The organism is Paenibacillus sp. CFBP 13594 (assembly GCF_014842675.1).
Lineage (GTDB): Bacteria > Bacillota > Bacilli > Paenibacillales > Paenibacillaceae > Paenibacillus > Paenibacillus amylolyticus_B.
This window is the reverse complement of sequence record NZ_JACYVQ010000019.1, coordinates 1-25,591: the sequence shown is the minus strand read 5'-3', so window position 1 is coordinate 25,591 and position 25,591 is coordinate 1. Positions and strand designations below refer to the sequence as shown.

The window sequence follows — 25,591 nt, the reverse complement described above, 5'->3', positions numbered from 1 at the left end:
GCGGAAATGCTACATTTTGTTCGCTTATGCACCCGATTGAATATCCCTGCCAATCAAGTCCCATACTGGAAGAAAAGAGAGGAGCCCGTTCCATGACCAAGCCAAATCAAAAGACCCGCAAACGCGGGTTCCGTGTACGTAAATTGTTTAAAAACCTGTCTCTGCTCGCCGTGCTCGCTATACTTGCTACCGCTGCAGGATTGGTCTATCTATACGCAACCAGCCTGCCTCTCGCAGACTCTGACCGGAATTCCAGATTACTGGACAGTCAAGGTGAAGTCATCGCTACCTTCTCCGCAGGTGGCAAAGACTCTGTACCCGTTCAACTGGAGGATATCGCTCCAGATCTGGTCCATGCCACTCTGGCTGTAGAGGACCGCAAATTCTATAATCACTACGGGTTCGACGTGCAAGGGATGGGACGGGCTGTGCTCGTTAACCTCGAACATATGCAGATGTCGCAGGGTGCGAGTACATTAACTCAACAGCTGGCGCGTAACCTGTATCTGTCTCATGAGAAAACATGGACTCGCAAAGCCAAGGAAGCTATGTACACGGCGCAATTGGAGATGAAATACAGCAAGGATGAAATTTTGCAGATGTATCTGAACGAAATCTATTATGGGCATGGTGCGTACGGAATCGAAGCGGCCTCACGAATGTATTTTGGCAAATCAGCCAAACAGCTGGATCTTGCAGAGAGTGCCATGTTGGCAGGAATCCCGAAAGGACCTACCTACTATTCACCCTATAACCATATGAAGAATGCCAAAGACCGACAGAAGATTGTGCTGAATGCCATGGCTGATATCGGCAAGATCACCCAGGCCGAAGCGGATAAGGCCTATGAGAAAATGCTTTCGTTCAAACCGGAAAGCGAGCGTAAAACGGTGGAAAGCGCCCCTTATTTCCGTGACTATATCCGGAATCTGGCGATCAAAGAGTTGGGAATCAGTGAAGCGATGCTGGATCATGGGGGATTGAACATCTACACCACCCTGGATCTGCGTGTTCAAAAAGCAGCTGAAGACGCCATAGCGAAGGGCATGGATGCCAAAAGTGAGCTGGAGACGGCTCTGGTGTCCATCGACCCTCGGACGGGTTACATCAAAGCCATGGTTGGCGGCAAGAATTACCGCACCAATCAGATTAACCATGTTCTGGCGACAACGCGCCAGCCAGGTTCGGCGTTTAAACCGATTATGTATCTGGCAGCCCTGGAATCCAAGCAGCTCACCAGTGCATCCATATTTAACAGTGAACCTACCCTGTTTCACTATGACAATGACCGCAAAACTTATAAACCCGGCAACTTTGGAGACAAGTATCTGGGTGAGATTGATCTAAGACAGGCGATCGCCGCTTCAGATAATATTTATGCGGTGAACACCATTATGCAGATCGGTCCTGAGCAGGTTGTGAGTATGGCAAAAAATCTCGGCATTACAAGCAACCTGAGCGCCGTACCTTCTCTTGCACTGGGAACGTCACCTGTCAGCCCGTTGGAGATGGCGTCGGCCTTTTCCGTCATTGCTGCTGGTGGACAACGGACGCCACCTGTAGCCATTCTGCAAGTGACGGATGCCGCAGGACGTGTGCTCTATGAATCGCCTCAAACCAAGGCTGAGACCGTTGTGGAACCTGCAGCAGCTTATGTCCTGACTCGTTTAATGGAAAGTGTCTTCGAAAATGGAGGAACGGGCAACCGCGTGTCTAAGGCGATCAAACGTCCGGTAGCGGGAAAAACGGGAACAACCAACACGGATGCCTGGTTGGTTGGGTTCACACCCGAGCTCTCCACCGCTGTATGGGTTGGGTACGATCAAGGCAAAGCCATCTCGACTTCGGATGGCCGCCGGGCGGCTCCGATCTTTGCCCAGTTCACAGAGCAGGCACTTGCGAGCGTACCACCCAAAATTTTCACTGTGCCTGATCATGTCGTAAGTGTCTATATTGATCCGGAATCCGGCAAGCTGGCAGGCAACGGTTGTGAAGAGAAACGATTGGAAGTTTTTATTGATGGTACTGAACCGACAGAGGTATGTCATGGCACAACGGATGATTCGGATTCCGGAGAAGATGAGAAGACCCGTCAGGTACAGAATCAACAAGGTATACAGGAAGAGAAACATTCCTGGTGGGGAGATTTCAAACGTTGGTGGGTAGAATGACGTAAATGCGCGATGACTTAGTTACGTCACCTATAACTCCTGGTTATATTGAACAATTGGAAATTCACTTCGGATGAAAACTCATAATTATTCAGATCGATGAATACGATTAATGCACAAGCAAAAGACCCACAACCGATCTTTCCGGTCAAGGGGCCTTTTGCTTTTTTTCTTTTAGACTGTGTTTAAAGATCCGCCCTAGGCGAGTGCTTCCTTCAATACATCTGGAGAAGCATTCCACCAGTCTTCGTTGTGTGAGATCAGCAGTGTCTTAAGTGCAGCTCGAGCTTCAGGTCCAAGCTCATCCAGCATGAAGCGACGCTTCAAGGCATAATCCATGCGATTCACATGTTCCGCCAGCAGTTTCCATCCACGTCTTGCTTCCGTATCAATCCACATCTCACATGCCGTTGCTCCACCATACAGTTGGCCTTCCTCCGTGCGATCGACAGCTACCCATACCAGCCATACCTGGCGTCCGTTGGGCACATCCTCACGATTGGTAGAGAACTTGATATTGCGTTCCACTTTGCTCTTCGCATGCATCGCACCAATATCGATTTTGGCTTCGCCATTATCAATAATGACCGGGGAAAGGTTATTCAGTTCAATGGAGCCTGCACCGAAGCCTTTATGCTTGCTTTTTGCACTAACGATATTCAAGGCAATCTGTTTTTTGCCGTTTTGCTCGTTTTGGTCCATGTTTATAGCCTCCAAGGGTTGATACAAATATTTTAACTAATAATTGTCCCATTGCAAACATATACATGCTGTAGATGCTTGTCAACGGGAGGTATTTAACGATGATTCCACGACGCGCCAAGAGCTGGCTCACTGTATCCCTGGCCCTGTGTGTACTTGCCGGAGGGATATGGATCACTCTGGGTTATAATCGCTCAACTCATTCCGAATTGCCAGTACTCGCCCCCGAATCGGGCAAGCCCAAGGCAATAGCTCCAACACCAGCTCCTCCAGAAAGTGTACAGACCCCTACTGCCGAAGTGTACAGCAACCGTGTTGTGGAATATCACATGGATGTAAAACTGGTCGAAGGGAATGTACTGGAAGGGACTCAGACGATTACCTGGACACATCCAGGTAAAAAGACCGTCAGCGAGCTTTACTTTCATATGTATCCCAACGCCTTCTCTTCTGCTGACACCACCTTTATGAAGGAATCCGGTGGAAAGCTTCGGGGTGATGTCATGCCTACCAATGGTTATGGCTCCATGAACATTACCGAAATGAAAACGGAGGACGGGCTCTCTCTGCTGCATCGGATGCAGTATGTGCAACCAGATGACGGAAATATCAAGGACACCACCCTCATTAAAGTACGCTTGCCCAAACCCGTCAAAGGCGGGGAAAGCATTACGCTCCACACCAGATTTGAAGTGAATCTGCCGAAGATTTTTGCACGAATGGGAACTGCTGATCATTTTGTCATGGCAGGTCAATGGTTTCCCAAATTAAGTGCCTATGAACCTGTAGGCAGGCGTGGACAAACAACGGAAGGCTGGAATCTGCACCAGTACCATGGCAACTCAGAGTTTTACGCCGACTTCGGTATATATAGTGTACGTATTCGGGTGCCTGAAACATACAAAGTGGCTGCTACCGGATTTCCGACGCAGCAAGCCGTGGTGAAAAATGGAGAAAAGGTCTATCAATTCTATGCCGATGATGTGCATGATTTCGCCTGGGCAGCCTCACCCGATTTTGTGTACGCCGAGGAACCCTTCTCTGCACCCAATGTGCCTGGTGTACGAATCAAGTTATATCTGGACCCAGCTCATCAGGATCTGAAAGAACGTTATTTCTACGCCGCGAAGGCCGCTCTAGCCAATTATAGCAAATGGTTTGGCCCATATCCTTATGCTACCTTATCCATCGTAGTTCCACCCAAAGCGGGGAACGGTGCTGGAGGTATGGAATACCCTACACTAGTTACGGCCTTTGGAGCCGATGATACTACGCCAGGTTATGACCTGGAACGTACCGTAGTCCACGAGATCGGACACCAGTACTTCTACGGCATGGTTGCCAGCAACGAATTCGAGGAAGCCTGGCTGGATGAGGGGTTCACCTCTTATGCAGAAGACAAACTAATGGAGCAGGAATACGGATTGATTCCAAATCTGCCGGTACAATCGGGACTGATTACTTCTCCTTCATCGTTAACACAAGAATCCTGGAAGTTCGATTCACAGAATGAGTATGCAGCCAATGTCTATACACGTGGCAAGCTTGTATTGCTTGGTATTGAACACCAAGTCGGTGCCAAAAAGATGGAACGCATTCTCTCTACCTATGTGAAGAAGTACCGCTTCAAACATCCCACTTCGGCTGATTTTCAGAACGTTGTGGAACAAGTGACCCGCACTTCCTGGTCTGATTATTTTGATCAATATGTCTATGGTAACGGGATGGCTGACTTTGCTGTAGAGAAGATTCGTGTTACGCCCGTACAGAAAGACGGTCAAACATTGTACGAGTCATCCGTGACGATCGCAAAAAAAGGGAGTGATTACAGCGCCGTTCCTGTTCGCATTGCTTTTGAAGACGGGCATATCCTCACCAAGCAATGGAATGGCAAAGAAGATCGCATCACCTATAAATTAACTCACACATCCCCCGTATCCTGGGCCATGACCGATCCCCTGTACTCGATCGTGCTGGAGAACCGCCATATGAACAATTTCCTGAAATCCGGACTGGATGAGCGGGCGAAGTCCCGCTGGAGCATGAGTGTAACCAAACTAATAGAAGCCATATTCGGAGGTCTGTCATGGTGAGGTGGAAACGGTGAAAGCGAAAATACGTGAAGGCTGGTTTCTCGTCCGTCAGCATATGTTCATTGCCGCACTCTTATTTCTCTATCAACTCATTTGGGGATATTTCTTCTATCGAATGGTACAATCGGCGGTCATCCCACTGCTCCTGCGCTATCCAGATGCTGATGCGGGGGAGCTGAGTACACTTTTGTTCAAAATGGAAAGTCAACTTAACCTGTCTACCCATCCGGAGGTTCATCGTTATCTATGGATTCTCGGGGGCATGCTGCTGGTTCGCATGTTGATCAGCCCCCTCATTCAGGCAGGACTGCTCTACTCACTTCAGCACTTTAATTCTACAGAAGAGCGCATCCCCTTTGTCCGCGGAATCAAAAATCTGTGGAAACCGATGCTGCTGCTACACACCGTACGTACATTATTGATCCTTCTGCCCGCCTACTGGCTCATACCGAAGCTCTACTCTATTCTCATGGAAGGTTTTCATTCCCTTCAATTACTTTTGCCTGGTATACCTTATGTTGCTGCCTGGATTGTATATGGCTGGATCATCCACCATGCCATACTCTACATGCAGTTCGGTGTTTCGGCACCAGAAGGAGAAGGCGGGGCTCACGGTACCCTCAAAGCACTCTGGATTGCACTGCGTCATCTCATCGCTGTAATCGGCATTGCACTCCTGCTGGGCGGAGTACACCTGCTCGTCTTTGGGGCATTCACTTCAGCCTCATGGTTATTAACGGGACTTACCGGACTTATACTACAACAGACGTATCCACTTGCCAGATGTCTATTGAGTCTGTGGAAAATATGCAGCCATTTCCGATTATGGCAGTCCAAAATATCCAAAGGTGAGAGCAGATAGATTAAAAATTGTTACCATCACAAGTTAAACTCATGGCCTAATATGTACTTATAAATAGGCAAACCTCAACCTTTCCCCGTCAAAGGTCGAGGTTTTTTTTGCTAAATTTGTTGCTAAACGTTGCCAAAGCCGTACTCCTCTGTTACAATAATCGCAGTGAGTTTTTAGTAACAACTTTGTAATCTTTACATTCATATTTGTAACTACTTAAAATTAAATCGTCATTTCTTGATTTCGCAGGTGCATAACTAGCACAGCCAAATTCCTGGCACCTGGGAAGCGGGGGAACCAGTTATGGGTGAATTGATCTTGCTACAGAGGGATCATAGGGGACCTTCAACCGAATCCTTAAGCTAACCTCGCAGGCATTGGAAGGGGAATATCTCTTGTTCAAGAAGAAATTAACCGCAGCTGTACTTAGCATCACATTCGCTTTATCGCTTGGTGCAGGTAGCGCATTCGCAGATTCAAAGATGGACACAGTAATTGATTCAGCAATGGGAACTACATACAAAAGTGGGGGAACAACGCTTAACGGCTTTGACTGCTCCGGATTTACACGGTATGTATTCGACAAGTTGGGTATTGATTTGGCACGCCAATCCAGTTCCCAATTCGACATGGGCGATTCTGTATCCCGCATGGAAATGAGAGCTGGCGATCTGGTGTTCTTTAATACAACAGGTAAAGGCGTATCCCATGTAGGAATCTTTGTAGGGGATGGAAAGTTTGCACACTCCTCTTCTTCCAAAGGCGTTACGATCAGTGCATTGAGTGAAAACTATTGGGCCAATCGTTATGTTGGCGCGAAACGGATTATGAGCACGGACGCATATGAATCACTGGCCCTTGACTAGGGACAAGCTGAGCAACATAATGCTGTAACCATTAACCATACTGGAACGAAGCAAGAAGCATAACAGAACCGCCCGGTACATTCTCCGCAGGAATGTATCCGGCGGTTTTTTTGTGCTTCAATCCTTATTCATGTTGCAAGGTATACTCTGGGTATATCCTGCGACATCAACAGGTTCATTTTGCGTTCGTTCGTCCGTGCCCTTATGATGTTTTTACCCATCCCGTTATAATATAAACGAAATTACCGGAACTTTTGTTTCATTTTTTTTCTGGGGAAGGAAGACTTGCTAAAAGAACATCACTTTTGTAGAGTGGACAAAGAGTTCTGTTTCAAGGAAAGGAGCATGCAAGTGTATGAAGGAAGCCCCTGTGACGTTTCACGTTGTACCCATGCGAGAAGAACATGCGGAGCTCATCTGCAGTTGGCAGTATGATCCGCCTTACAATATCTACAGCTGGCTCCCCTGGGAGCAGATGAAAGCTCTGGAAGTGGAATTCGGAGATGCACAGCTGCGACAGGAGCAATATGCAATCGTCCTGGATCAGAACGATCGTATATGTGGATTTGCTCAATACTTCCCACTTCAAGGGGTAACCCGGATTGGCCTCGGCATGCATCCAGAGCTGTGTGGTCAGGGTCAAGGGACAGCTTTTGTCACGGCCATTGTACAGGAAGCCATTCGCCGAAATCCGAAGAATGAGATCGATCTGGAAGTGCTCACTTGGAATGCTCGTGCCATTCAAGTCTATCTGAAGAGTGGATTTGTCACCCAGGATACATACGAACGACAGACCCCAAGCGGCTTAAAGCCCTTTCACTGTATGGTTTATGAAGGGCCTCGTGATTAGAATCTCTTGCAAAACAACTAAATTTGCGCCTTGTTATGTGATTAGTTCAAAATTTTCCCACAAAATGCTATGATGTCAGTACAGGTTCCGTTATAATGATATGGATAGTTTTAGGTTAGATGATCTTTCATTCTGGAGGGGACATAAGGGATGCACAAATGGATCATGAGCGGAGTATTTTTTGCAGCATGCGCTTTAGCTATTGTTTTAATGTTTACGCTTCCAGGGAAAGAAGAAGTGGCTGAAGAAGCCAAGCCAACCATGCCGGAAGTCACATTGGATGCCGGACAGGCTGAAGCACTGGTCAAAGCCAATTGTATCTCCTGTCACGGGGATCAGCTGCAAGGTGGCGTAGGACCTGCTCTGGCAAACATCGGCAGCCAGGATGATCTGGAGAAGATCTATTCTACGATTGTCAAAGGTAAAGGTGGCATGCCTTCCTTCAAGGGCAAGCTGCAAGATGAAGAGATTGCAAATATCGCCATGTGGCTTTCAGAGAAGAAATAATCTCTGCACACGCATAACAAAGAGGCCCTTAATCCCCTTTTCGGAGAGTAAGAGCCTCTTTGTTATATCAATTATTAAGCCTTTGCCGCATGCTCGTCCAGAAAGGCCTCCACTTCACGTGCGAACGGCATCCCGGACTGGGCGCCGAGCTTCGTCACGGATAACGCGGCCGCACCCATGGCAAAGCCTACGGCCGCGTCCAACGTCTCACCGCGCGCGAGGGCTACCGCCAACGCGCCGTTGAAGCAATCGCCAGCGCCGGTCGTATCGACGGCGCTTACGGCGTAGCCGGGCGCACGGCATGCGCCGGCACGCCCTGCTTGTACGCGACCACCAGGCGCTGCCGCGTACACAGCCCCCTCGGGGCCGAGCGTTGTGACGACAGCGGCCCCGAGGGATGCGGCGAGCTCTGCGACCGCCGCATCCAGGTCTTCCGGCCGGAGATGATCCCGGCCGGTAAGCACGGCAAGCTCACTGCGGTTCGGCGTGACAACGTCGACGCACCGCAGGAGCTCCTGGGGCAGACCCGGCACCGCGGGAGCCGGGTTGAGCACCACCAGTGCGCTGCCTTCAGCCGCCAGTTGGGCGGCGCGGGTAACCGCTGGCAGCGGGATCTCCAGCTGCAGCAGCACCGCTGCGGCTGCAGTCAGGCTTTTTACCGTATCCGCCTCTTCCAGCATCTCAGGCACCACTTGCCCATTTGCACCAGGAATAACGATAATCCGGTTGTCTCCCCGAGAGAGCCAGATGGAAGCCGTCCCTGTAACCGTGTCTTCCAAGATGCGAACCTGCGAGGCATCTGCACCACTTTCCGTCAGACTGTACAGCAGACGTTCGCCAAAACCGTCCGATCCCACCGCACCAATCATCGTAGTCTGTCCACCCAGACGCGCAGCGGCAACAGCCTGGTTCGCCCCCTTGCCACCAGCGAGATAATGCAGCTCCTCACCGCTCACCGTCTCTCCCTCTTCCGGAATCGTGTCTGTCTTCACCACAAGATCCATATTGAGACTGCCTACGACAGCAATAAGAGGTTGTTTCTGATTATAGTCTGACATATATGGTTCACTCACTTCTGGCCGCGTGATAATAACCGACCTCGTTATTGCGACCTCATTTTGTCATAAGCTTCGTTATATTGCCCTGCTTCCTTGATATCTACAGATGTGATACCACCCGCATCCCATGATGTGAGACGCAGCGTAACCGTTGTATAATCAATCGTAATAAAAGGATGATGATTGAATGCTTCCGAGATCGCAGCGACCTCATCCACAAATGCAATCCCTTTCATGTAGTTGGAGAACACGAATTTACGTACAATCCACCGTCCCTCTTCCAGTTCCCAGCCTTCCAGCCTTCCCAGATGAGCTTCGACTTCCTCTTGCGAAAAAACCATGCGTTATCTTCCTCCCCATAGGATGGTACATTACAGACTTGAGTCCGTATAACCACCGACACCTTCGGCGCTATCAACAGCAGCCTCAAAGGCCAGGCTCACCGCCATGCGGTTGGCCCATTTCACGACTAACATCTTACCACGGACAAGCTTCAAAATTCAATCAACTATGTGGCTTAGAACCACTAACCATAAGGCTTTGAGGGAAATTCCAATTCCATTTAGACCCCTAAAAATGCATGTGAACACACTAAATTAAAGGTACAAATGTCAACTCTTCTTCCCCGATCAAAATATGAATGCGGTGCTGTTCCTTATCATGGATGACCACGCCACTTCCAACCGGAATAACGGACTCCTCGCCCAGCGCATAGAACAAATCCTCCGCCAACGCCTCATCCACTTCAAGTTGGTCAGATGCAGCCAGTCTATCCCACTCTTCCGCGTCCATTTCAAAGAAAACATACCGATCCGGTATGCGTCCGATTGCCGTTGTCAGATCTGTCAAAATTCCTTCATAATCCCGTCCATGCTTTACGCCCATTGGCTTTTCACTCCTATTCGGCCCCTGAGGAGCGGATTTGATCTTATTATACCTGAAAATAGCCCTTAAAAAAAAAGGCCTTCTGGTCGATAAATACATATATGACCGTTTTAACTGTTTTAGCAACCGTAAGGAATGCCTAACATTGAACGGATTGCGGCCAAAATTCGTCCGGAAGCCCGAATACAGCCGCTTGAAAGGATTCAATTTTATCTCATGGATGAGGTGTATGATGAACATTTCAACGATTATTGGACTAGTTTTTGGTCTGGTCTCCCTTGTACTCGGTATGTTCCTGAAGGGTGCGCCCTTAATCAACCTGGTTAACAATCCGGCAGCCTACGTTATTATCTTTGTAGGTACGGCAGGAACCATTTTTATTGCATTTCCTATGTCAGAAGTTAAGAAAATCCCTAAGCTTTTCGGGATTATTTTCAAAAATCAAGTACTAATTGATCGAGTGTCTCTGATCGGCACGTTTATGGATTGGGCTTCCACTACCCGTCGTGAAGGTTTGCTTGCACTGGAATCAAAAGTAGAAGAGATTGACGATCAGTTCCTTCGTGGCGGTATGCGTATGATTATCGACGGCAACGATCAGGAATTTGTAAGTGATGTACTGATGGAAGATATTCATGCTACAGAGGAGCGCCACCGCGGCGGTGCCTTGATCTTCGCCCAGGCGGGGATGTACGCGCCAACGCTCGGGGTTCTCGGGGCCGTTGTAGGTCTCATCGCAGCACTTGCCGATCTCAGTGACATGGAGAAACTCTCCCATGCGATTGCGGCAGCATTTATCGCAACACTCCTTGGTATATTTAGTGGTTACGTGTTATGGCACCCGATGTCTAACAAGCTGAAGCGGATGTCCAAGCAAGAAATGGAGATCAAGCTGATGATGGTTGAAGGATTGTTATCCATACAATCCGGTGTATCCACCATTGCCATCAACCAAAAGTTATCCGTATTCCTGACACCTTCCGAACGTAAACAACTGGAAGAGAAGGAGGGATCATCAGGTGAAAAAGGCTAAAAAGCACGAACCACATGAAGAACATATAGACGAGAGCTGGTTGCTTCCCTATTCTGACTTGATGACCTTGTTGCTTGCCCTGTTTATCACGTTGTTCTCCATGAGTTCACTCGATGCAGCCAAGTTCGAGCAGATGGCTTCCGCGCTAAGCAGTGCATTGAATGGAGGCTCCGGTGTTCTGGATCATACGTCCATGAATCCAGATACACCAGGTGCCGATCTGGGTAAGAACAAACAGGAACCTACAGAAATCACCAAAAAAACACCAGCTCAGATTACGGATGCACAGATGGCTCAAAAAGAGCAGGAAGATCTGGAGAAGCTCAAGAAACGGCTTGACCAGTATATATCGAAGAACGGCCTTTCGGACCAGCTGAACACCAAGCTGAATCAGTCTGAATTGAAAATCACCATCAGTGATAACGCCCTGTTCTCCTCAGGGCGAGCAGATGTGAAGCCTGAATCACGATCCCTGGCCAAAGCCATTTCAAGCATGCTGCAAGAGTTTCCTGAATACGAAGTGGTTGTATCCGGTCATACCGATAATATTCCCATTTCGAACAACCAATATAAGGATAACTGGGATCTGAGTGCAGACCGTGCGCTCAACTTCCTGAAAATCCTGTTGCTGAACACACAATTGGACCCTTCCAAATTCACACCAAGTGGTTATGGAGAGTATCACCCGGTTGCCAGTAACGACACCAACGCCGGACGGGCACAGAATCGCCGCGTAGAGGTATCTATCATTCGGAAGTATCAAAGTAACAATACAAATGTAAAAGCCGTTGGCGGAGGAAACTAGAGGCCTGCAGCGATTCATTAACCAAAGACCGTTCTCCAGGTACAAGGAGAACGGTCTTTGGGGTTTATATAAGACTTATGCCTGGTTCATCTACATATTTCCGTACTATTTGACCAGCTTTCTCTACACCAAAAAGCCCTGCGCTCCTTTTCGGAAAGCAGGGCTTCAATCAGTTAATTAGTCGAACTCGAATCAACTATTCCAGTGAATAGTCCAACAGACCGCCCAACTCCGCTTTTTCAGCAGGGGTAAGCTCTCTCCATGAACCTGTCGCCATTTCTCCAAGATGGATGTTCATGATCCGAATGCGCTTCAACTTACGAACCTCGTAACCAAAGGCACTACACATCCGCCGAATCTGACGGTTCTTTCCTTCAGTCAGGATGATACGGAATACTCGATCCGTCATCCGGGTCACTGTACAAGGCAGGGTCATTTCACCCAGGATCTTCACCCCAGTGCTCATGCCTCTAAGGAAACTCGGGGTTACAGATCGATCAACAGTAACGATGTACTCTTTCTCATGGCGTCCTTCTGATCTAAGAATCCGGTTAACGATATCACCATCATTGGTCATCAGGATCAGACCTTCTGAGTCCTTATCCAGGCGCCCAATTGGAAAGATACGTTCATCGTGCCCGACAAAATCAACGATATTCCCCTGAATATGTTGCTCGGTTGTACTTGTGATCCCGATCGGTTTATTCAGCGCGATATATACGTGTTTTCTCTTTTCCTTGATCGGCTTGCCATTAATTCGTACATCGTCGCCTTCTTCTGCCTGACTGCCCAGTTCAGCCTTAACTCCATTAATAGTTACCAGCCCACGATCCACCAACTTGTCGGCTTCACGCCGGGAACAATAACCTGTTTCACTAATAAATTTATTAATACGCAAAAGGTAATCTCACCTCATCTATTTCTCTTCATCTGTAAGTGTGTCATCTGTTACTTGATCTACCTCAATAACCTCCGGTTGTTGCTCGGATGCAGGCAGTTCAATAATAACCGTTGTTCCCTTGTTCATGACGCTTTTAATATCCATCATGCCCTTATGTGATTGAATAATGCGCTGACTGACCATCAGGCCAAGCCCTGTTCCAGACTCTTTATTCGTAAAGAAAGGCTCCCCAAGCTTGGGCATCATCTCTTCCGGGATACCGATCCCTTCATCCCTGATCTCAATTCTGACGCGTTTCGACTGTTCGTCATGCTTGAGCTTGATGTGGATGCTTCCTCCATTTGGCATGGCCTCCATACCATTTTTCAGCAAATTGATGAATACCTGCTTCAACTGGTTCTCTTCACAGTGTACCATAGCCGAATCGGATGAGGCACGCAGTACAAATTCTACACCATGCAGATGCGCCTGACTATCCAGTAACGAGATGACATCGCCAAGAATAAAACGAATATCCCGATTCTGAAAATGAACCGCCTGCGGTTTCGCCAGAATCAGAAATTCACCAACAATAAGGTTGATGCGATCCAGCTCCGATAACATCAGATCCAGATGACGATGATTCAGCTTGTTGCTCTCTTGCTGTAACTGCAGGAATCCGCGCAGCGTGGTCAGTGGATTACGAATCTCATGTGCCACACCTGCTGCAAGCTGACCCACGGTTGTAAGCTTCTCAGAGCGTCTGAGTAGCTCTTCCATCCTATTACGACTTGTAATGTCCCTGGAGACACTAATGAGCGCGGTAATCTCTCCAGCCTCGTCTCGTACCGGAGCCGTACTGACACTGACCTCTACCCGAGTCCCGTCTTTCTTCATCCAGGTGGTTTCGTTAGACGTAATGGACATCCCTTCAACGAGTTGGGCATGCTGGCGTTTCATTTCTTCTTCTGCCTCTGGCGGGATGATCTTCAGATTACGACCTTCCACCTCACGACTTCGAAAACCATATAATTGTTCAAATGCACGGTTAACCCGCAGCACTTTCCCTTCAAGATCCGTAATGTGAATGGCATCTGCAGTCTGATTGATAATGGACTCCAGATGCTCTTTCACCGCTCGATTCTCTTCATACATCTGTTTCAGACGGCTCGTATAATGGCCCAGATTACGTATCATGGCATTAATACGATTGGCCAGTTGGCCAAGTTCATCCTTCCTCCGTACTTTCAGACGGAAATCAAAGTGCCCGTCCGCTACATCATTCACTTTGCCCAGTATGGATTGGATCGGACGTGTAATATACCCTGCGAGCAAATAGCTGCCAAAGATCACAATCTCCAGCAAAACCAACGATATGGAGGCATGACTCACCAACTGCTCAGATACCATGGAGGATATTTGCTTATAGTCCATGACAATACTGATCACATAGGAAGACTGATTGGGTGTGAAAATGGGAATAAAACTCTTCAGTACCTTCTGTTCGTGCGTTTCACTGACAAAAGATACATTTTGCCCTGTTCGAATGGCGCGCACCACAGCACGATGATCCTCATCCGTAGAACCATACTGGTATGTACCAAAACGAATCGGTCTGTTATTCAACTTGCTATAGTTAGAATCTCTTCCGTCATCACCCATGTTCGGGCTGCCAAAAGTCAACGGATTGATGCCTGTAATCTCCAGAATGGAGGGATTGACCTCACGAATTTTATTTAAAATCTCATCCGGACTAGAGATTTTCACATAGTCATCAACTTCCGTATTATTATAGAAGGGATTGATTATGTAGTTTCTCTTTCCATCATGGTAGTAGCCCCAGATATCAATATCGGAAGGACTGGATGTCGAGTATTCGAATCCATCTGACCAGAAATGCTCCAACTTCTGCCCTTGGGGAATCGTCACCTGTTGTTTTTCAAACAACTGCTTAAAGGCCTGATACCAATAAGTCATGGATTTGGTGGACAGCCCGATTTCTCTCGGATCTGAGGAGCGGCTAACAACGATGTCATCATCCGTCTGCTCCATTAACGAAATATGTGAGACGCCGACCTTTTGGCTCAAGCGTACAAGTTCTTCATTTGTGATATTATTAATATCCGGGTCCAATTCTTCCGCTGCCATGACAGCAGCAAGCCACAGATTGTTTCCAATCTGCCGTTTTACATAATCCGAACTGTATTGATTCTGTTCGACAGCAATTGCAATCTGCTTTGCAGTGAGCACCATCTTGGTTTCACTGTCCTGCCTCAGATTCTCTTCTGTAGTATAATAACTCAGTGCGATATTCAACACTAAAATAACGAGCACTGAGCACGACATAATCATGGATAATTTCGTTTTAATAGACAAGTTTTTTTGTTCACCTCTCGGCTTGTACCCTCTGGCGATATATGGCAAAACCTATCTCCATCATAACGCTTGTATGTCTTTTTGAAAAGGATAATTGACCTGTGTCCAAAAGTTACCGAATGACTGAAAAGCTCGAAATTCGTTGTTTTTTGCATTTTCGAACTCTACAATGAAATTAATCACTGTATTTATCCACATACCCACAGGCTTGTGGATAGTTTGTTTATAACTATGTGAGCAACTACAAGGTTATCCACAATTCTATGCACAACATGTTAACAACCCGAATATTTGTTCGCTGAATAAACGATTTTGGAAGGAGTTATATAGTAATGACTGACCATTTTCTTCCGACCGATCTTGCGCATTTATCTGAGGAAGCTCAGCATGAGCACTGGATGCGGGAGGCCATTGCCGAGGCCTACAAAGCTGAGGCTCTTGGGGAAGTGCCGATTGGAGCTGTAATCGTACAAAATAACCAAATCATTGGTCGAGGATACAATCTGCGTGAAACTACGCTGGATTCCACCGCCCATGCAGAGATGGTGGCTATCCGTCAGGCCAGCGAGACCATTGGGGCTTGGCGTTTATTGGATTGTTCCCTGTACGTCACACTGGAACCTTGTCCGATGTGTGCAGGTGCAATTGTACAATCCAGAGTTCCCCGCGTCATCTATGGTACGGCTGATCCCAAGGCAGGCTGTGCAGGTACACTGATGAATCTGCTACAGGAGCCTCGTTTTAACCATCGCACGGAGGTGATCCCGGATATCCTCCAGCCTGAATGCTCCACGATGCTAACTCAATTTTTCAGAAGTCTGCGCCAAAAGTTAAAGTAGTCCCCGACTACAAACATCCCAATTAGAAAGGAAGTATGCTGCAATGGCACTAACACTCTATGATACAGCCAATGGCATAAGCCTTCGGTTGCTCACATCTCAGGATACACAATCCTATCTGGACCTGATTCAGGTTACACGTGTCCCCTATCAAGCTGTAGAACCCGTGCGGGAGAATGATTTTTATACACTGGATGTTCAGACTCGGCGGATTGAGGATCGGGTCAGGGCAGCAGAAGATGGTACAGGATATCAATTTGGAATCTATACCATTAAAGACAGCCTGTTGATTGGACAAGTAAGTATCAACAATGTCGTATTGGGCGTTGCCAATTATGCGGATATGGGTTACTTTATCCATCCGGATTATCAGGGTGGCGGACGAATGACAGCAGCGGTTAAACTGGCCGTAGCTTATGGCTTCCGTGCACTGAAGTTAAATCGGATTCAGGCTGCGGTACTACCCACCAACAAAGGTTCGCAACGCGTATTAGAGAAGAATGGATTCCAGTTTGAAGGTACGGCTCGCAAATACCTCAAGATCAATGGCAAGTATCAGGATCATCAGATCTATGCTGTACTTGCTGAAGACTTGGATGAACTTGCGGATTAATTAATTTAGAAGCTCCACCACAGAGCTGTCTGTATTCCCAATTCAAGACGATACAAATTCAATATTCAAAGCCGCACTACCCTAGTTATGTAGGAGAGAGTGCGGTTTTATTTGTATGTCCCCAGCCATAATTCAAAATCAAAGATCAATCATTCTGCGGATATCCCCTCTTATGCTGTCTAACATAAAAAAACCGCCTGTATCCAAGCGGAAGAAGATTATCCTTCACTTGAATCACAGACGGTTTGAACTCAGCGAGATTAGTATCCGTATGAAGCGTTCATCAATTCTTCGAACTCTTGCATAGTAATTACGTCATCGCCAGTAGGGATGTTGATTTTGAATGCTGCTTTTTCGTTAATCTTGGTGTACGTATTGGAACCGGTAAATGCCAATTTCACTTCGTCTTTTGTACCTTCTGGCTTGATCAGCACATCAGCGACCATCTTTTGATATACAGGGAAGTCGTTTTTGTCCAATGCGAAATCGATGTTGAATTGGTTAATTGTCAGAACATCTTTCAATTTATCCAAGTCTTTAGCCATTTCAGCCTGATCTGCTTCAGTGATCTTCAGATCTTCTTTAGCTTTGTCGATATCAGCCTGATCCATTTGCAGCATTTCACGATATTCCTCTTTGGACAGAATATCCAATACTTTAGGCATAGCTTTTGTTACCAGTACAGTAACTGCTTCTTTAACATTGTCATTATTCACCGAGAATTGTACAACTTGCTTCGCATCTACACCTTCAGGAAGTTTTGCATCTTTGGTGTCTAGATTTTTGAAGAATTTAGCTTGATCGTACTCGCTCAGCACTGCGTCCATAACTTCGTTGCTCAGCTTTTGCGTTTTGGCTGCGTCCATAGCATCCGGGTTCCATTCCGTACCCTCTTGCTCAGCCAGTTCTTTCAGGTCAAGTTCCAGGAATTTGCCTACAACGTTCTCCGGAATCGGGAAGAACGGAATATTCGGCACTTTCACATAGAGTTTCTCTGCCGTCATCACCATTGGGATGTTAAAGGTCATCCCCATGTCGCCTTTAAGTTCGATGCCAAGAGTCATCTCTGTCTGCATTGGCTCACTTTGGTATACACCCGTTACATTCAACTGAGCATCCTTCAGCATGCTCATAAACTGAGTCATAGTAGGATCAGTTTGTGAAGCATCCCCAGGTTTATAGCTCAATTCATTAATTGTAAAGTTGGAACTCATCTCATACGAAGTTAATTTGGAAGCATTGGCTGCAGCCGTCTTCAATGCCTCTTTTGGTTCCTGCTTGCTGCTACATGCTGTCAATGCCATAGATACGGTTAACAGCAACGTAAGAAGAAGCGCCCCCATACGTTTAGTCATTTTTGTCTCTCCTCTCGTGATAACCCCAAAAAAGTAATTCAATATCAATGATATACCATATCACCAGATACCGAAACCTAATTTGGGAAAAATGTGATCTTTCCTCTTTAAAATGGCTACAAAGACCTATGTCAGCTTTGGGAATAACCATGTGCCTGTCTTTATATATGTATGAATACGCAAAAGCCCCCTGTTAGGTAACAAGGGACTTTTGCGTGATTTGGTTTCTTCTATTAACCTTGGGGGTTCAAATGATCCACATGATTTTGATTTTTCACTTTTTTGGAACCGGATAATGGTTCCTGCATGGAAGTGCGTTTGGATGAATGATGATGCTGTTCGGATGCTTGCGCTTCCGGTACGGGAATTGTTTTTGGTTTGCTCATATTATTGCCCCCTCATCATTGTTAGGAATGGGATGGGTCCCTATCTTCCGTTTTGTCATGATTCAGTGCATCCTGATGACGGCGATCATTAATATCTTGCTGAATTTGCTGGGCATGATGACTGTTTACGGCAGGTTGCTCCAGATCATCGACTACATTTTGCAGGTTTTTGTCTACTCCCGCTTTGGCTTTAGTCAATTGATTTCACTCCTTCAAATTTCAGGCTATTATCTCGTCTGGGATTGTAACGACTGGGCGCATTCATGAATGTGCCGTGTATAATCGTGAGCCAGTTCCTGAATCGGTTCTGTACGCTCATCCGTCGTCCGTCCATCCCGTTCCACATCAATCAGCTGTACGCTGACTTCACGGGAATCGACATATGCACATTTGAAATCAAAAGAGTACATCTCGTGCCCTGCTGTAGCAATGTGTATCCGAATCGCCTGCTGATCGGCTTCATCGGCCATTACCTGAGCCTGGTCTCCAACATTCAGGACTTGAGGCAAACGTTCTTGCCAAGCCCCTACAAGCTCTGTCTGATCGATGTTTAACTCGCGGTTCATCTTACCACCTCCACTCCTATAAAGTGCGGCGATGAAGATGTTTTTATACATGTTAGCCCTATTCTAAATAAACGTTGTACTGTGCAACGTATATGTCGGTTACCAACCTGTATGCTCACTACGCCGGACAAACTCACAACGCAAAAAAGGACCCGAGCGAAATCGCTCGAATCCTTGTTATAAGTGTAGTATGGCGGAGAGGGTGGGATTCGAACCCACGTGGAGTTGCCCCCTAACGGTTTTCAAGACCGCCCCGTTATGACCGCTTCGGTACCTCTCCAGGGAAATTAACTTTTATAAACTTGCCACGAAAAGTATCATACCACATCTCGACATTATAATGCAACCTTTTTATATTAAAAATGATGATCCCGTATCAGACAACTGCTTCAGTTATACAAAACACTCCAATCCGCCATTCCAAAATGACGGATTGAATTTGTATTCCCTTTGATGAGGAAGGTTAGCTAACTCTTACTTAAGAGCGATGTGCAATCACACTTGCACCGCCCATATAAGGACGTAATGCTTCAGGAATGACAACCGTACCATCTTCCTGTTGATAGTTCTCCAGGATAGCAGCTACCGTCCGTCCAACGGCCAATCCTGACCCGTTCAATGTATGAACAAATTCCGGTTTGGCTTTTGGCTCTCTGCGGAAACGGATATTGGCACGACGTGCCTGGAAGTCTTCACAGTTGGAGCACGAAGAAATCTCACGATAAGTGTCGCTCTCAGGCAACCATACTTCAATATCATACGTTTTAGCTGAAGTGAAGCCCATATCTGCCGTGCACAAAGTCAGGACGCGATACGGCAAGCCCAACAATTGAAGCACACGCTCCGCATTTTGAGTCATTTGCTCCAGCTCTTCATATGAAGTCTCCGGAGTAGAGAGCTTGAGCAGCTCTACTTTGTTGAATTGATGCTGACGAATCAAGCCGCGTGTATCCCGTCCAGCTGAACCGGCTTCAGAACGGAAACAAGAGCTGTATGCCACGAAGTGCTTCGGCAATTGATCTACATTCAGAATCTCTTCGCGATGATAGTTCGTTACCGGAACTTCAGCAGTAGGAATCAGATAATATTCGGTATCTTTCAACTTGAACAGATCTTCTTCAAACTTGGGCAGTTGACCTGTTCCAAACAAGCTATCCCGATTAACGATGTATGGAGGCAGAATCTCTTCATATCCATGTTGATCGCTGTGAAGATCCATCATGAAGTTAATCAATGCACGTTCCAGACGTGCGCCTAATCCTTTATAAAAGGTAAAACGTGAACCTGTTACTTTGGCAGCCGCTTCAAAATCAAGAATATCGAGATCCTGCGCAATTTCCCAGTGTGCTTTTGGTGCAAAAGTAAATGACTTCGGCTCTTCCCAACGACGAATCTCAACATTGTCGTCTTCAGAAGCTCCAATTGGTACGCTTTCGTTAGGAATATTAGGAATCGCCATTGTGAGATCATTGATCTTTACTTCCAGTTCCCGAACTTCCTCGTCCATGGCTTTGATTCGATCAGAGACTTCACGCATCTCCACAATCAGATCATCAGCATTCTCACGATTCTTCTTCAGTCTAGCAACTTCCGCGGAGACTGTATTCCGACGACTCTTCAGTGTTTCACTCTCTTGAAGCAACTCCCGACGCTTGGCATCCATCTCGGTAAATCCAGCGATAAGATCCAGCGATTTGCCACGTTTAGTCAACGCTTCTTCTACACGTGCATACTCATTCCGCAATATTTTCACATCAAGCACGATATACCCCTCCTAAATAACCTCACAACGTGAAGCCTTATGTTAAATCCATTCTCAGAACTCTATTGTATACACCTTACTATATACTTATCGGAACCTGTAACCCAAAAAACAACCTATATCCCCCTTGTCACCCTCCGCTGCGATTCCCGCTATGAAGCAGATACAGGCAACATCAAGGCATCCGTTCAGATGCAACTGCCAACCAGTGGCCTTACACGGCCTCTGGGGAAGTGATCCGATGACCGGGAGATCATAGGTTGTACATCATGCATTATTTAGAGTCTACCGTGTGTTTGTAGGATCTGGCCATGTCTACAAAATAAGTATGCAGACGATAGTCATCCGTCAATTCCGGATGGTAGGAGCAAGCCAACAAATGTCCCTGACGAGCCGTAACAATCTCATCCTTGTATGTGGAGAGAACCTCCACCTGGTCTCCGACACTCTCAATCAAGGGCGCCCGTATAAATACAGCCCTTACCGTTTCCTCAATACCTTTGACTGGCAAATCCGTCTCAAAACTCTCTCTCTGCCGTCCAAATGCATTTCGGGATACTGTCATATCCATTAGCTCCAAATGAGCTTCTTCTTGCCCTGCAATGTGTTTAGCCATAACGATCAAGCCAGCACAGGTACCAAATACCGGTTTGCCCTCAGCAGCAAACGCCCGAATGGCATCCATAAACCCATACTTGCGCATCAGTTTACCGATCGTCGTGCTTTCCCCACCAGGAAGGATAAGACCATCCAAGTCTTCCAATTGCTGAACCTGTTTGATAGCTATACCTTCTGCTCCAGCACGTTCAATACTTCGAATATGCTCTGTGACAGCTCCTTGAAGTGCTAAAACGCCGATCTTCATACGCTCATTCCCCTTCTCTTACCAGCCACGATCTTGCATACGGTAAACGAACATTGTACTTTTTCACTTCATCATACGTGAATTCTAACTTGATATTTTACCGGAAAAATTGTAAATATACAATCCATCCGGTCGGAATAACTTGTATTTTGTCAATGATATGACCATGTAAGCAATAAAATCATGATCATACTCTTTCCATGAAGTCTGCTAAGGGTTAGAACAAGTTTTTGATTCCGTCAAAAAGATCCACGAAGAAATCCTTCACGGCACGGAAGAACAAACGGAACCATCCGCCTTTTTCAGCCTCTTCAGCAGTGATCAAGTTCACTGTTTTTTCCTGTGGCTCAATTCCATCTGCTTTATACGTGTACGTTACTGTACCAACCTTTGTACCTGCCTTGAGTGGTGCTACCAACTTGTCAGCCTCAGTTACGTTGGCTTTGAACGTCACATCCAGGTTCTGAGTACCTTTGGGTACAACGAAACTTACCGCATTATCTGTTACAACAGGAACGGTTGTTTCTTTCCCTTTTTTCAAAGGTACCGCTTCCCAGCCCGTCACTTTGGTCTTGCCTGCAACAGCCTGTTTCACTTCAAAGTTGTTAAATCCATAGTCCAATACCTTTTTAGTTTCTCTGAAACGTGCGGATTCCGAATCTGTGCCCATAACGACACTAATTAGACGCATACCGTTACGTTCTGCTGTACCTGTAAAGTTATTACCTGCGTTCGTGGTATGGCCTGTTTTCATTCCATCCAGACCTTCATAGGCATAGCTTTTGAAATTGGTTATATTTTTATTCGCTTCCAGCATCCAGTTGTAATTGATAATTGGAGCTTTATCATTGGGACGGAACTTATAGGATTGAATCGTTGTGAAATCTTTGTAGTCCGGGTGATCCATGATGATATATCGGCATAGAATTGCAGCATCCAGAGCGGACATCACCGTTTCCTTGTCTTCAGCTGGGCGGAAATCAGCAGGCATATCTGCTCGGTCGAGACCGGAAGAGTTGATGAAGAAGGTATCCTTCATGCCCATACGCTTCGCTTCATCATTCATCATTTTCACGAAAGCTTCTTCCGAACCAGCAACATGTTCAGCCAAAGCAACCGTAGCATCATTGGCAGAGCCAACAGCCATTGCAATATAGAGATCCTTAACTGTGTGCTGGTCACCTTCCGCGAGGAAAATTCGCGACCCGATACTTTGTGCAGCATTCTTTTTAACAGTTACAATATCGTCCCAGCCGAATTTACCTTGTTTGACCTGTTCTGCGACAATGTACTCTGTCATCATCTTGGTCATACTTGCAGGTGGCATCGCTTTATCCGCATCGACATTTAGTAGAATCTGTCCCGTTGATGCTTCCATTAGCACCGCTGATCTAACCTCAAGCCCAAGTGAGTCTACCCCAGGCACCTGTACGGCTTTCTCCGTCTTCGTTGTTGTTGCCGCAGCAGTTAGAACCTGACCGGAGTTATCCGCAGCAGCCATGACCGGCATGACTGCAGACATGCAAAGCATGTTAATTAGCATTACCGAGGCTACGCTCTTTTTGAGCATTTGGCGTTTCTTTTTATTCATGTGTTTGGCTTTCAATGATGAATACTCCCTTCGATCCAAAGCATTGTTAATTGCTTCAGTGCAGCTTATGCTGCGATTTTCTTGTTCCCCAACCTGCGTGTTTGATGTATGAGATGTGTGCTATATGCGCTGTATCGAACGAGCAATATTATTGCTCCTAAAGTTCGTTATCGATTGTCACTTAGTCCGCATTTTCCAAATGCTTATGTAAAAAAGGACGTCCGCGCTTCTGTTTAACTGGCAGCCTTTTCTGGCACTGCATTTGCTTTTCAAAAGCATGTTCATAGATTCACGTCAAATAGCCGCCGCAACGCCTTAATCCACCCTTGGATCGTCACCGCTTGTTCTATTCTATCACAGGGGTATCTGCAAAAAAAGACAGACCCGGTGAAAATCACCGAGCCTGCCCTGGAAATAATTAACTCTCTTCAGATTACAACGAGTAGTTAGGTGCTTCTTTGGTAATCTGTACATCATGGGGATGACTTTCGCGAAGTCCCGCACCTGTAATTCGGATAAAGCCTGTATCGTTACGAAGTTGCTCCAAGTTACTTGTACCACAGTATCCCATACCCGAACGCAGACCACCAATCAGTTGGTGGATCGTATCAGACAATGGTCCTTTGTAAGCGACACGACCTTCGATTCCTTCCGGAACCAGTTTCTTGTCATCATCTTGGAAGTAACGATCTTTACTACCTTGTTTCATTGCAGCCATTGAACCCATACCGCGGTATACTTTGTAGCTACGTCCTTGGAAGATTTCAGTTTCCCCCGGGCTTTCCGCTGTGCCGGCAAACAAACTTCCCAGCATCACCGCGTGTGCGCCTGCAGCCAGTGCCTTCGTAATTTCACCAGAATATTTAATTCCGCCATCCGCGATAATCGGAACTCCATATTCGCGTGCCACTGTTGCACAATCGTACACTGCAGTTACTTGAGGTACACCAATACCAGCAATAACACGTGTTGTACAAATCGAACCTGGACCAATACCCACTTTGACTACCGAAGCCCCTGCTTCGATCAGGTCACGAGTGGCAGCGCCAGTAGCGACGTTACCTGCAACGATGGTCAGGCTAGGGAAACGTTCGCGAAGCTGACGTACAGCTTCAATGATATTGATGTGGTGTCCGTGAGCCGAGTCTACCGTAATCAGGTCGACACCAGCTTGTACCAAAGCATCTGCACGTTCAAATGTATCTTTGGAAATACCAATTGCTGCACCAACCAACAAACGTCCTTGAGCGTCTTTGGCTGCATGAGGGAATTGAATGGCTTTCTCAATATCTTTAATCGTGATAAGACCTTTCAACGTGTTTGTCTCATCAACTAATGGAAGTTTCTCAATCTTGTGCTTCTGAAGGATACCTTCAGCTTCTTGCAGTGTAGTGCCAACAGGAGCGGTAACCAGATTCTCATGAGTCATGACTTCGCTAATTTTGATGCCGTAATCATGGATAAAACGCAAATCGCGATTAGTCAAAATACCAACCAGCTTCTGATCTCCTTCAATAATAGGTACACCAGAGATCCGATATTTCGCCATTACTGCTTCCGCATCAGATACCAGATGATCTGCCGTCAGTGAGAATGGATTCGTAATAACACCACTCTCCGAACGTTTAACACGATCTACTTCTTCTGCCTGTTGTTCAACTGACATATTTTTATGGATAATACCGATGCCGCCTTCACGTGCAATGGCAATAGCCAATGTCGCTTCAGTTACTGTATCCATACCCGCACTGATCAAAGGGATATTTAGCTTTACAGTATCGCTCAAACGAATAGATACATCTACTTCTTTAGGCAGTGTCTCGGATTTCCGTGGCACTAGCAATACATCATCAAAGGTGAGGCCTTCCTTACCAAATTTATCTTCCCACACGCAAGTGTTCCTCCTTATGTTTGCTCAGCTTTACGGTCCAAAACCCGAAGATTCCAGGCTGTATTTTACGCCGAAAATACGTTTTCTGAAAAATTTATTATTGCCATCTTAGCAAAGCGATATTTAGACTGTCAAGGAAAAGTACTTGGTTATATCAGGTGTATTGCCTGATGAACACAACTGTTTTTCCAGAGCGGACAAGTCTATTTATTACGCAAAAAAACGTCAATTCGTATCGAATAACGTTAATTTTATACATCCTATTGTGCTGATAAATTACCAAATTCAATCTGTATTTCAATCCCAAACTGCTTAATAAATCTATATAATAAAAACCACCACCGAATAACATCGGCAGTGGTTCTTCGCTTGGCGGCGTCCTACTCTCCCAGGACCCTGCGGTCCAAGTACCATCGGCGCTAGAGGGCTTAACGGTCGTGTTCGGGATGGGTACGTGTGGAACCCCTCCGCCATCGCCACCAAACGCATAGCTGTGCTTACATTTCAGAGATCGTTCTCTGAAAACTAGATTCGAAACGAAACATGCGATTTATCACTTGCTAATTGGATAAGCCCTCGACCGATTAGTACTGGTCAGCTCCATGCATTGCTGCACTTCCACCCCCAGCCTATCTACCTCGTCG

At 46.6% G+C, this 25,591-nt stretch carries 24 protein-coding genes, 1 tRNA gene, 2 rRNA genes and 1 riboswitch; of the genes, 10 read left to right on the top strand and 17 right to left on the bottom strand.

Annotated features, from left to right (window positions below; genetic code table 11):
• Positions 1-92 precede the first annotated feature (92 nt).
• Complete coding sequence (locus IFU39_RS31605) at positions 93-2,171, top strand: transglycosylase domain-containing protein (protein ID WP_100528572.1); 2,079 nt, start codon at positions 93-95, stop codon at positions 2,169-2,171.
• A gap of 198 nt (positions 2,172-2,369) precedes the next feature.
• Here IFU39_RS31605 and IFU39_RS31600 read toward each other — a convergent pair whose 3' ends face one another.
• Complete coding sequence (locus IFU39_RS31600; RefSeq protein ID WP_017691308.1) at positions 2,370-2,873, bottom strand: YwhD family protein; 504 nt, start codon at positions 2,871-2,873, stop codon at positions 2,370-2,372.
• Positions 2,874-2,974: 101 nt separating this feature from the next.
• Between IFU39_RS31600 and IFU39_RS31595 the strand changes: the two genes are divergently transcribed.
• The 5 genes from IFU39_RS31595 to IFU39_RS31575 all read left to right on the top strand — a co-directional run bounded on the left by IFU39_RS31595 (position 2,975) and on the right by IFU39_RS31575 (position 8,042).
• On the top strand, positions 2,975-4,966 hold the full coding sequence (locus IFU39_RS31595) for a M1 family metallopeptidase (RefSeq protein ID WP_192136416.1): 1,992 nt from the start codon (positions 2,975-2,977) through the stop codon (positions 4,964-4,966).
• 10 nt (positions 4,967-4,976) lie between these two features.
• Positions 4,977-5,828 carry a hypothetical protein gene (locus tag IFU39_RS31590; protein WP_192136415.1) on the top strand — a complete coding sequence of 284 codons (852 nt, stop codon included), beginning with the start codon at positions 4,977-4,979 and terminating at the stop codon, positions 5,826-5,828.
• A gap of 245 nt (positions 5,829-6,073) precedes the next feature.
• Positions 6,074-6,211: riboswitch (cyclic di-AMP (ydaO/yuaA leader) on the top strand.
• A gap of 3 nt (positions 6,212-6,214) precedes the next feature.
• Complete coding sequence (locus IFU39_RS31585; RefSeq protein WP_036607285.1) at positions 6,215-6,685, top strand: C40 family peptidase; 471 nt, start codon at positions 6,215-6,217, stop codon at positions 6,683-6,685.
• 355 nt (positions 6,686-7,040) lie between these two features.
• A complete protein-coding gene (locus IFU39_RS31580; protein WP_091020204.1) occupies positions 7,041-7,535 on the top strand; it encodes a GNAT family N-acetyltransferase in 495 nt (164 codons plus the stop codon).
• A 150-nt stretch (positions 7,536-7,685) separates the two neighbouring features.
• Positions 7,686-8,042, top strand: a complete 357-nt coding sequence (locus IFU39_RS31575) for a c-type cytochrome (RefSeq protein WP_036607288.1) — start codon at positions 7,686-7,688, stop codon at positions 8,040-8,042.
• Between the two features lie 74 nt (positions 8,043-8,116).
• Here IFU39_RS31575 and rbsK read toward each other — a convergent pair whose 3' ends face one another.
• The 3 genes from rbsK to IFU39_RS31560 form a co-directional block, all read right to left on the bottom strand.
• Complete coding sequence (gene rbsK / locus IFU39_RS31570; RefSeq protein WP_192136414.1) at positions 8,117-9,100, bottom strand: ribokinase; 984 nt, start codon at positions 9,098-9,100, stop codon at positions 8,117-8,119.
• Between the two features lie 44 nt (positions 9,101-9,144).
• The gene (locus tag IFU39_RS31565) at positions 9,145-9,441 is read right to left on the bottom strand and encodes a 4a-hydroxytetrahydrobiopterin dehydratase (protein WP_017691315.1); all 297 of its coding nucleotides are present in this window, start codon (positions 9,439-9,441) and stop codon (positions 9,145-9,147) included.
• A gap of 250 nt (positions 9,442-9,691) precedes the next feature.
• Positions 9,692-9,985, bottom strand: a complete 294-nt coding sequence (locus IFU39_RS31560; RefSeq protein ID WP_091020207.1) for a hypothetical protein — start codon at positions 9,983-9,985, stop codon at positions 9,692-9,694.
• A gap of 232 nt (positions 9,986-10,217) precedes the next feature.
• On the opposite strand from IFU39_RS31560, the gene motA reads away from it, so the two are divergent.
• Together motA and motB are read left to right on the top strand one after the other, a co-directional pair.
• Positions 10,218-11,018: a flagellar motor stator protein MotA gene (motA, locus tag IFU39_RS31555; RefSeq protein WP_017691317.1), complete on the top strand. Its 801-nt coding sequence runs from the start codon at positions 10,218-10,220 to the stop codon at positions 11,016-11,018.
• Positions 11,005-11,823 carry a flagellar motor protein MotB gene (gene motB, locus IFU39_RS31550; RefSeq protein WP_091020209.1) on the top strand — a complete coding sequence of 273 codons (819 nt, stop codon included), beginning with the start codon at positions 11,005-11,007 and terminating at the stop codon, positions 11,821-11,823. The genes motA and motB overlap by 14 nt, the downstream gene beginning before the upstream one ends.
• Positions 11,824-12,019: 196 nt before the next feature.
• Here motB and IFU39_RS31545 read toward each other — a convergent pair whose 3' ends face one another.
• Positions 12,020-12,721 carry a pseudouridine synthase gene (locus IFU39_RS31545; RefSeq protein WP_091020211.1) on the bottom strand — a complete coding sequence of 234 codons (702 nt, stop codon included), beginning with the start codon at positions 12,719-12,721 and terminating at the stop codon, positions 12,020-12,022.
• An 18-nt stretch (positions 12,722-12,739) separates the two neighbouring features.
• Positions 12,740-15,079: an ATP-binding protein gene (locus tag IFU39_RS31540; protein WP_192136413.1), complete on the bottom strand. Its 2,340-nt coding sequence runs from the start codon at positions 15,077-15,079 to the stop codon at positions 12,740-12,742.
• Between the two features lie 332 nt (positions 15,080-15,411).
• On the opposite strand from IFU39_RS31540, the gene tadA reads away from it, so the two are divergent.
• The gene (tadA, locus tag IFU39_RS31535) at positions 15,412-15,918 is read left to right on the top strand and encodes a tRNA adenosine(34) deaminase TadA (RefSeq protein ID WP_091020213.1); all 507 of its coding nucleotides are present in this window, start codon (positions 15,412-15,414) and stop codon (positions 15,916-15,918) included.
• Positions 15,919-15,961: 43 nt separating this feature from the next.
• Entirely contained in the window at positions 15,962-16,531 is a 570-nt protein-coding gene (locus tag IFU39_RS31530) for a GNAT family N-acetyltransferase (protein WP_192136412.1), read from the top strand.
• A 260-nt stretch (positions 16,532-16,791) separates the two neighbouring features.
• Here the strand turns inward: IFU39_RS31530 and IFU39_RS31525 are convergent, their stop codons facing one another.
• The 11 genes from IFU39_RS31525 to IFU39_RS31475 all read right to left on the bottom strand — a co-directional run.
• The gene (locus IFU39_RS31525) at positions 16,792-17,886 is read right to left on the bottom strand and encodes a hypothetical protein (protein ID WP_047841148.1); all 1,095 of its coding nucleotides are present in this window, start codon (positions 17,884-17,886) and stop codon (positions 16,792-16,794) included.
• 233 nt (positions 17,887-18,119) lie between these two features.
• On the bottom strand, positions 18,120-18,272 hold the full coding sequence (locus IFU39_RS31520) for a small acid-soluble spore protein P (RefSeq protein WP_091020216.1): 153 nt from the start codon (positions 18,270-18,272) through the stop codon (positions 18,120-18,122).
• Positions 18,273-18,293: 21 nt separating this feature from the next.
• On the bottom strand, positions 18,294-18,470 hold the full coding sequence (locus IFU39_RS31515; RefSeq protein WP_017691325.1) for a hypothetical protein: 177 nt from the start codon (positions 18,468-18,470) through the stop codon (positions 18,294-18,296).
• Between the two features lie 29 nt (positions 18,471-18,499).
• The gene (locus tag IFU39_RS31510) at positions 18,500-18,838 is read right to left on the bottom strand and encodes a hypothetical protein (RefSeq protein ID WP_036607297.1); all 339 of its coding nucleotides are present in this window, start codon (positions 18,836-18,838) and stop codon (positions 18,500-18,502) included.
• Positions 18,839-19,029: 191 nt separating this feature from the next.
• A tRNA-Ser gene (locus tag IFU39_RS31505) sits at positions 19,030-19,118 on the bottom strand.
• Positions 19,119-19,316: 198 nt separating this feature from the next.
• The gene (gene serS / locus IFU39_RS31500; RefSeq protein ID WP_091020218.1) at positions 19,317-20,600 is read right to left on the bottom strand and encodes a serine--tRNA ligase; all 1,284 of its coding nucleotides are present in this window, start codon (positions 20,598-20,600) and stop codon (positions 19,317-19,319) included.
• 274 nt (positions 20,601-20,874) lie between these two features.
• Complete coding sequence (gene pdxT / locus IFU39_RS31495; RefSeq protein ID WP_036671585.1) at positions 20,875-21,465, bottom strand: pyridoxal 5'-phosphate synthase glutaminase subunit PdxT; 591 nt, start codon at positions 21,463-21,465, stop codon at positions 20,875-20,877.
• Between the two features lie 217 nt (positions 21,466-21,682).
• Entirely contained in the window at positions 21,683-23,071 is a 1,389-nt protein-coding gene (locus tag IFU39_RS31490) for a D-alanyl-D-alanine carboxypeptidase family protein (RefSeq protein ID WP_105602479.1), read from the bottom strand.
• 418 nt (positions 23,072-23,489) lie between these two features.
• The gene (gene guaB, locus IFU39_RS31485) at positions 23,490-24,947 is read right to left on the bottom strand and encodes an IMP dehydrogenase (protein ID WP_036607306.1); all 1,458 of its coding nucleotides are present in this window, start codon (positions 24,945-24,947) and stop codon (positions 23,490-23,492) included.
• A gap of 367 nt (positions 24,948-25,314) precedes the next feature.
• A 5S ribosomal RNA gene (gene rrf, locus IFU39_RS31480) occupies positions 25,315-25,431 on the bottom strand.
• Positions 25,432-25,511: 80 nt separating this feature from the next.
• Positions 25,512-25,591: ribosomal RNA gene (locus tag IFU39_RS31475) — 23S ribosomal RNA — on the bottom strand; the annotation flags it as partial.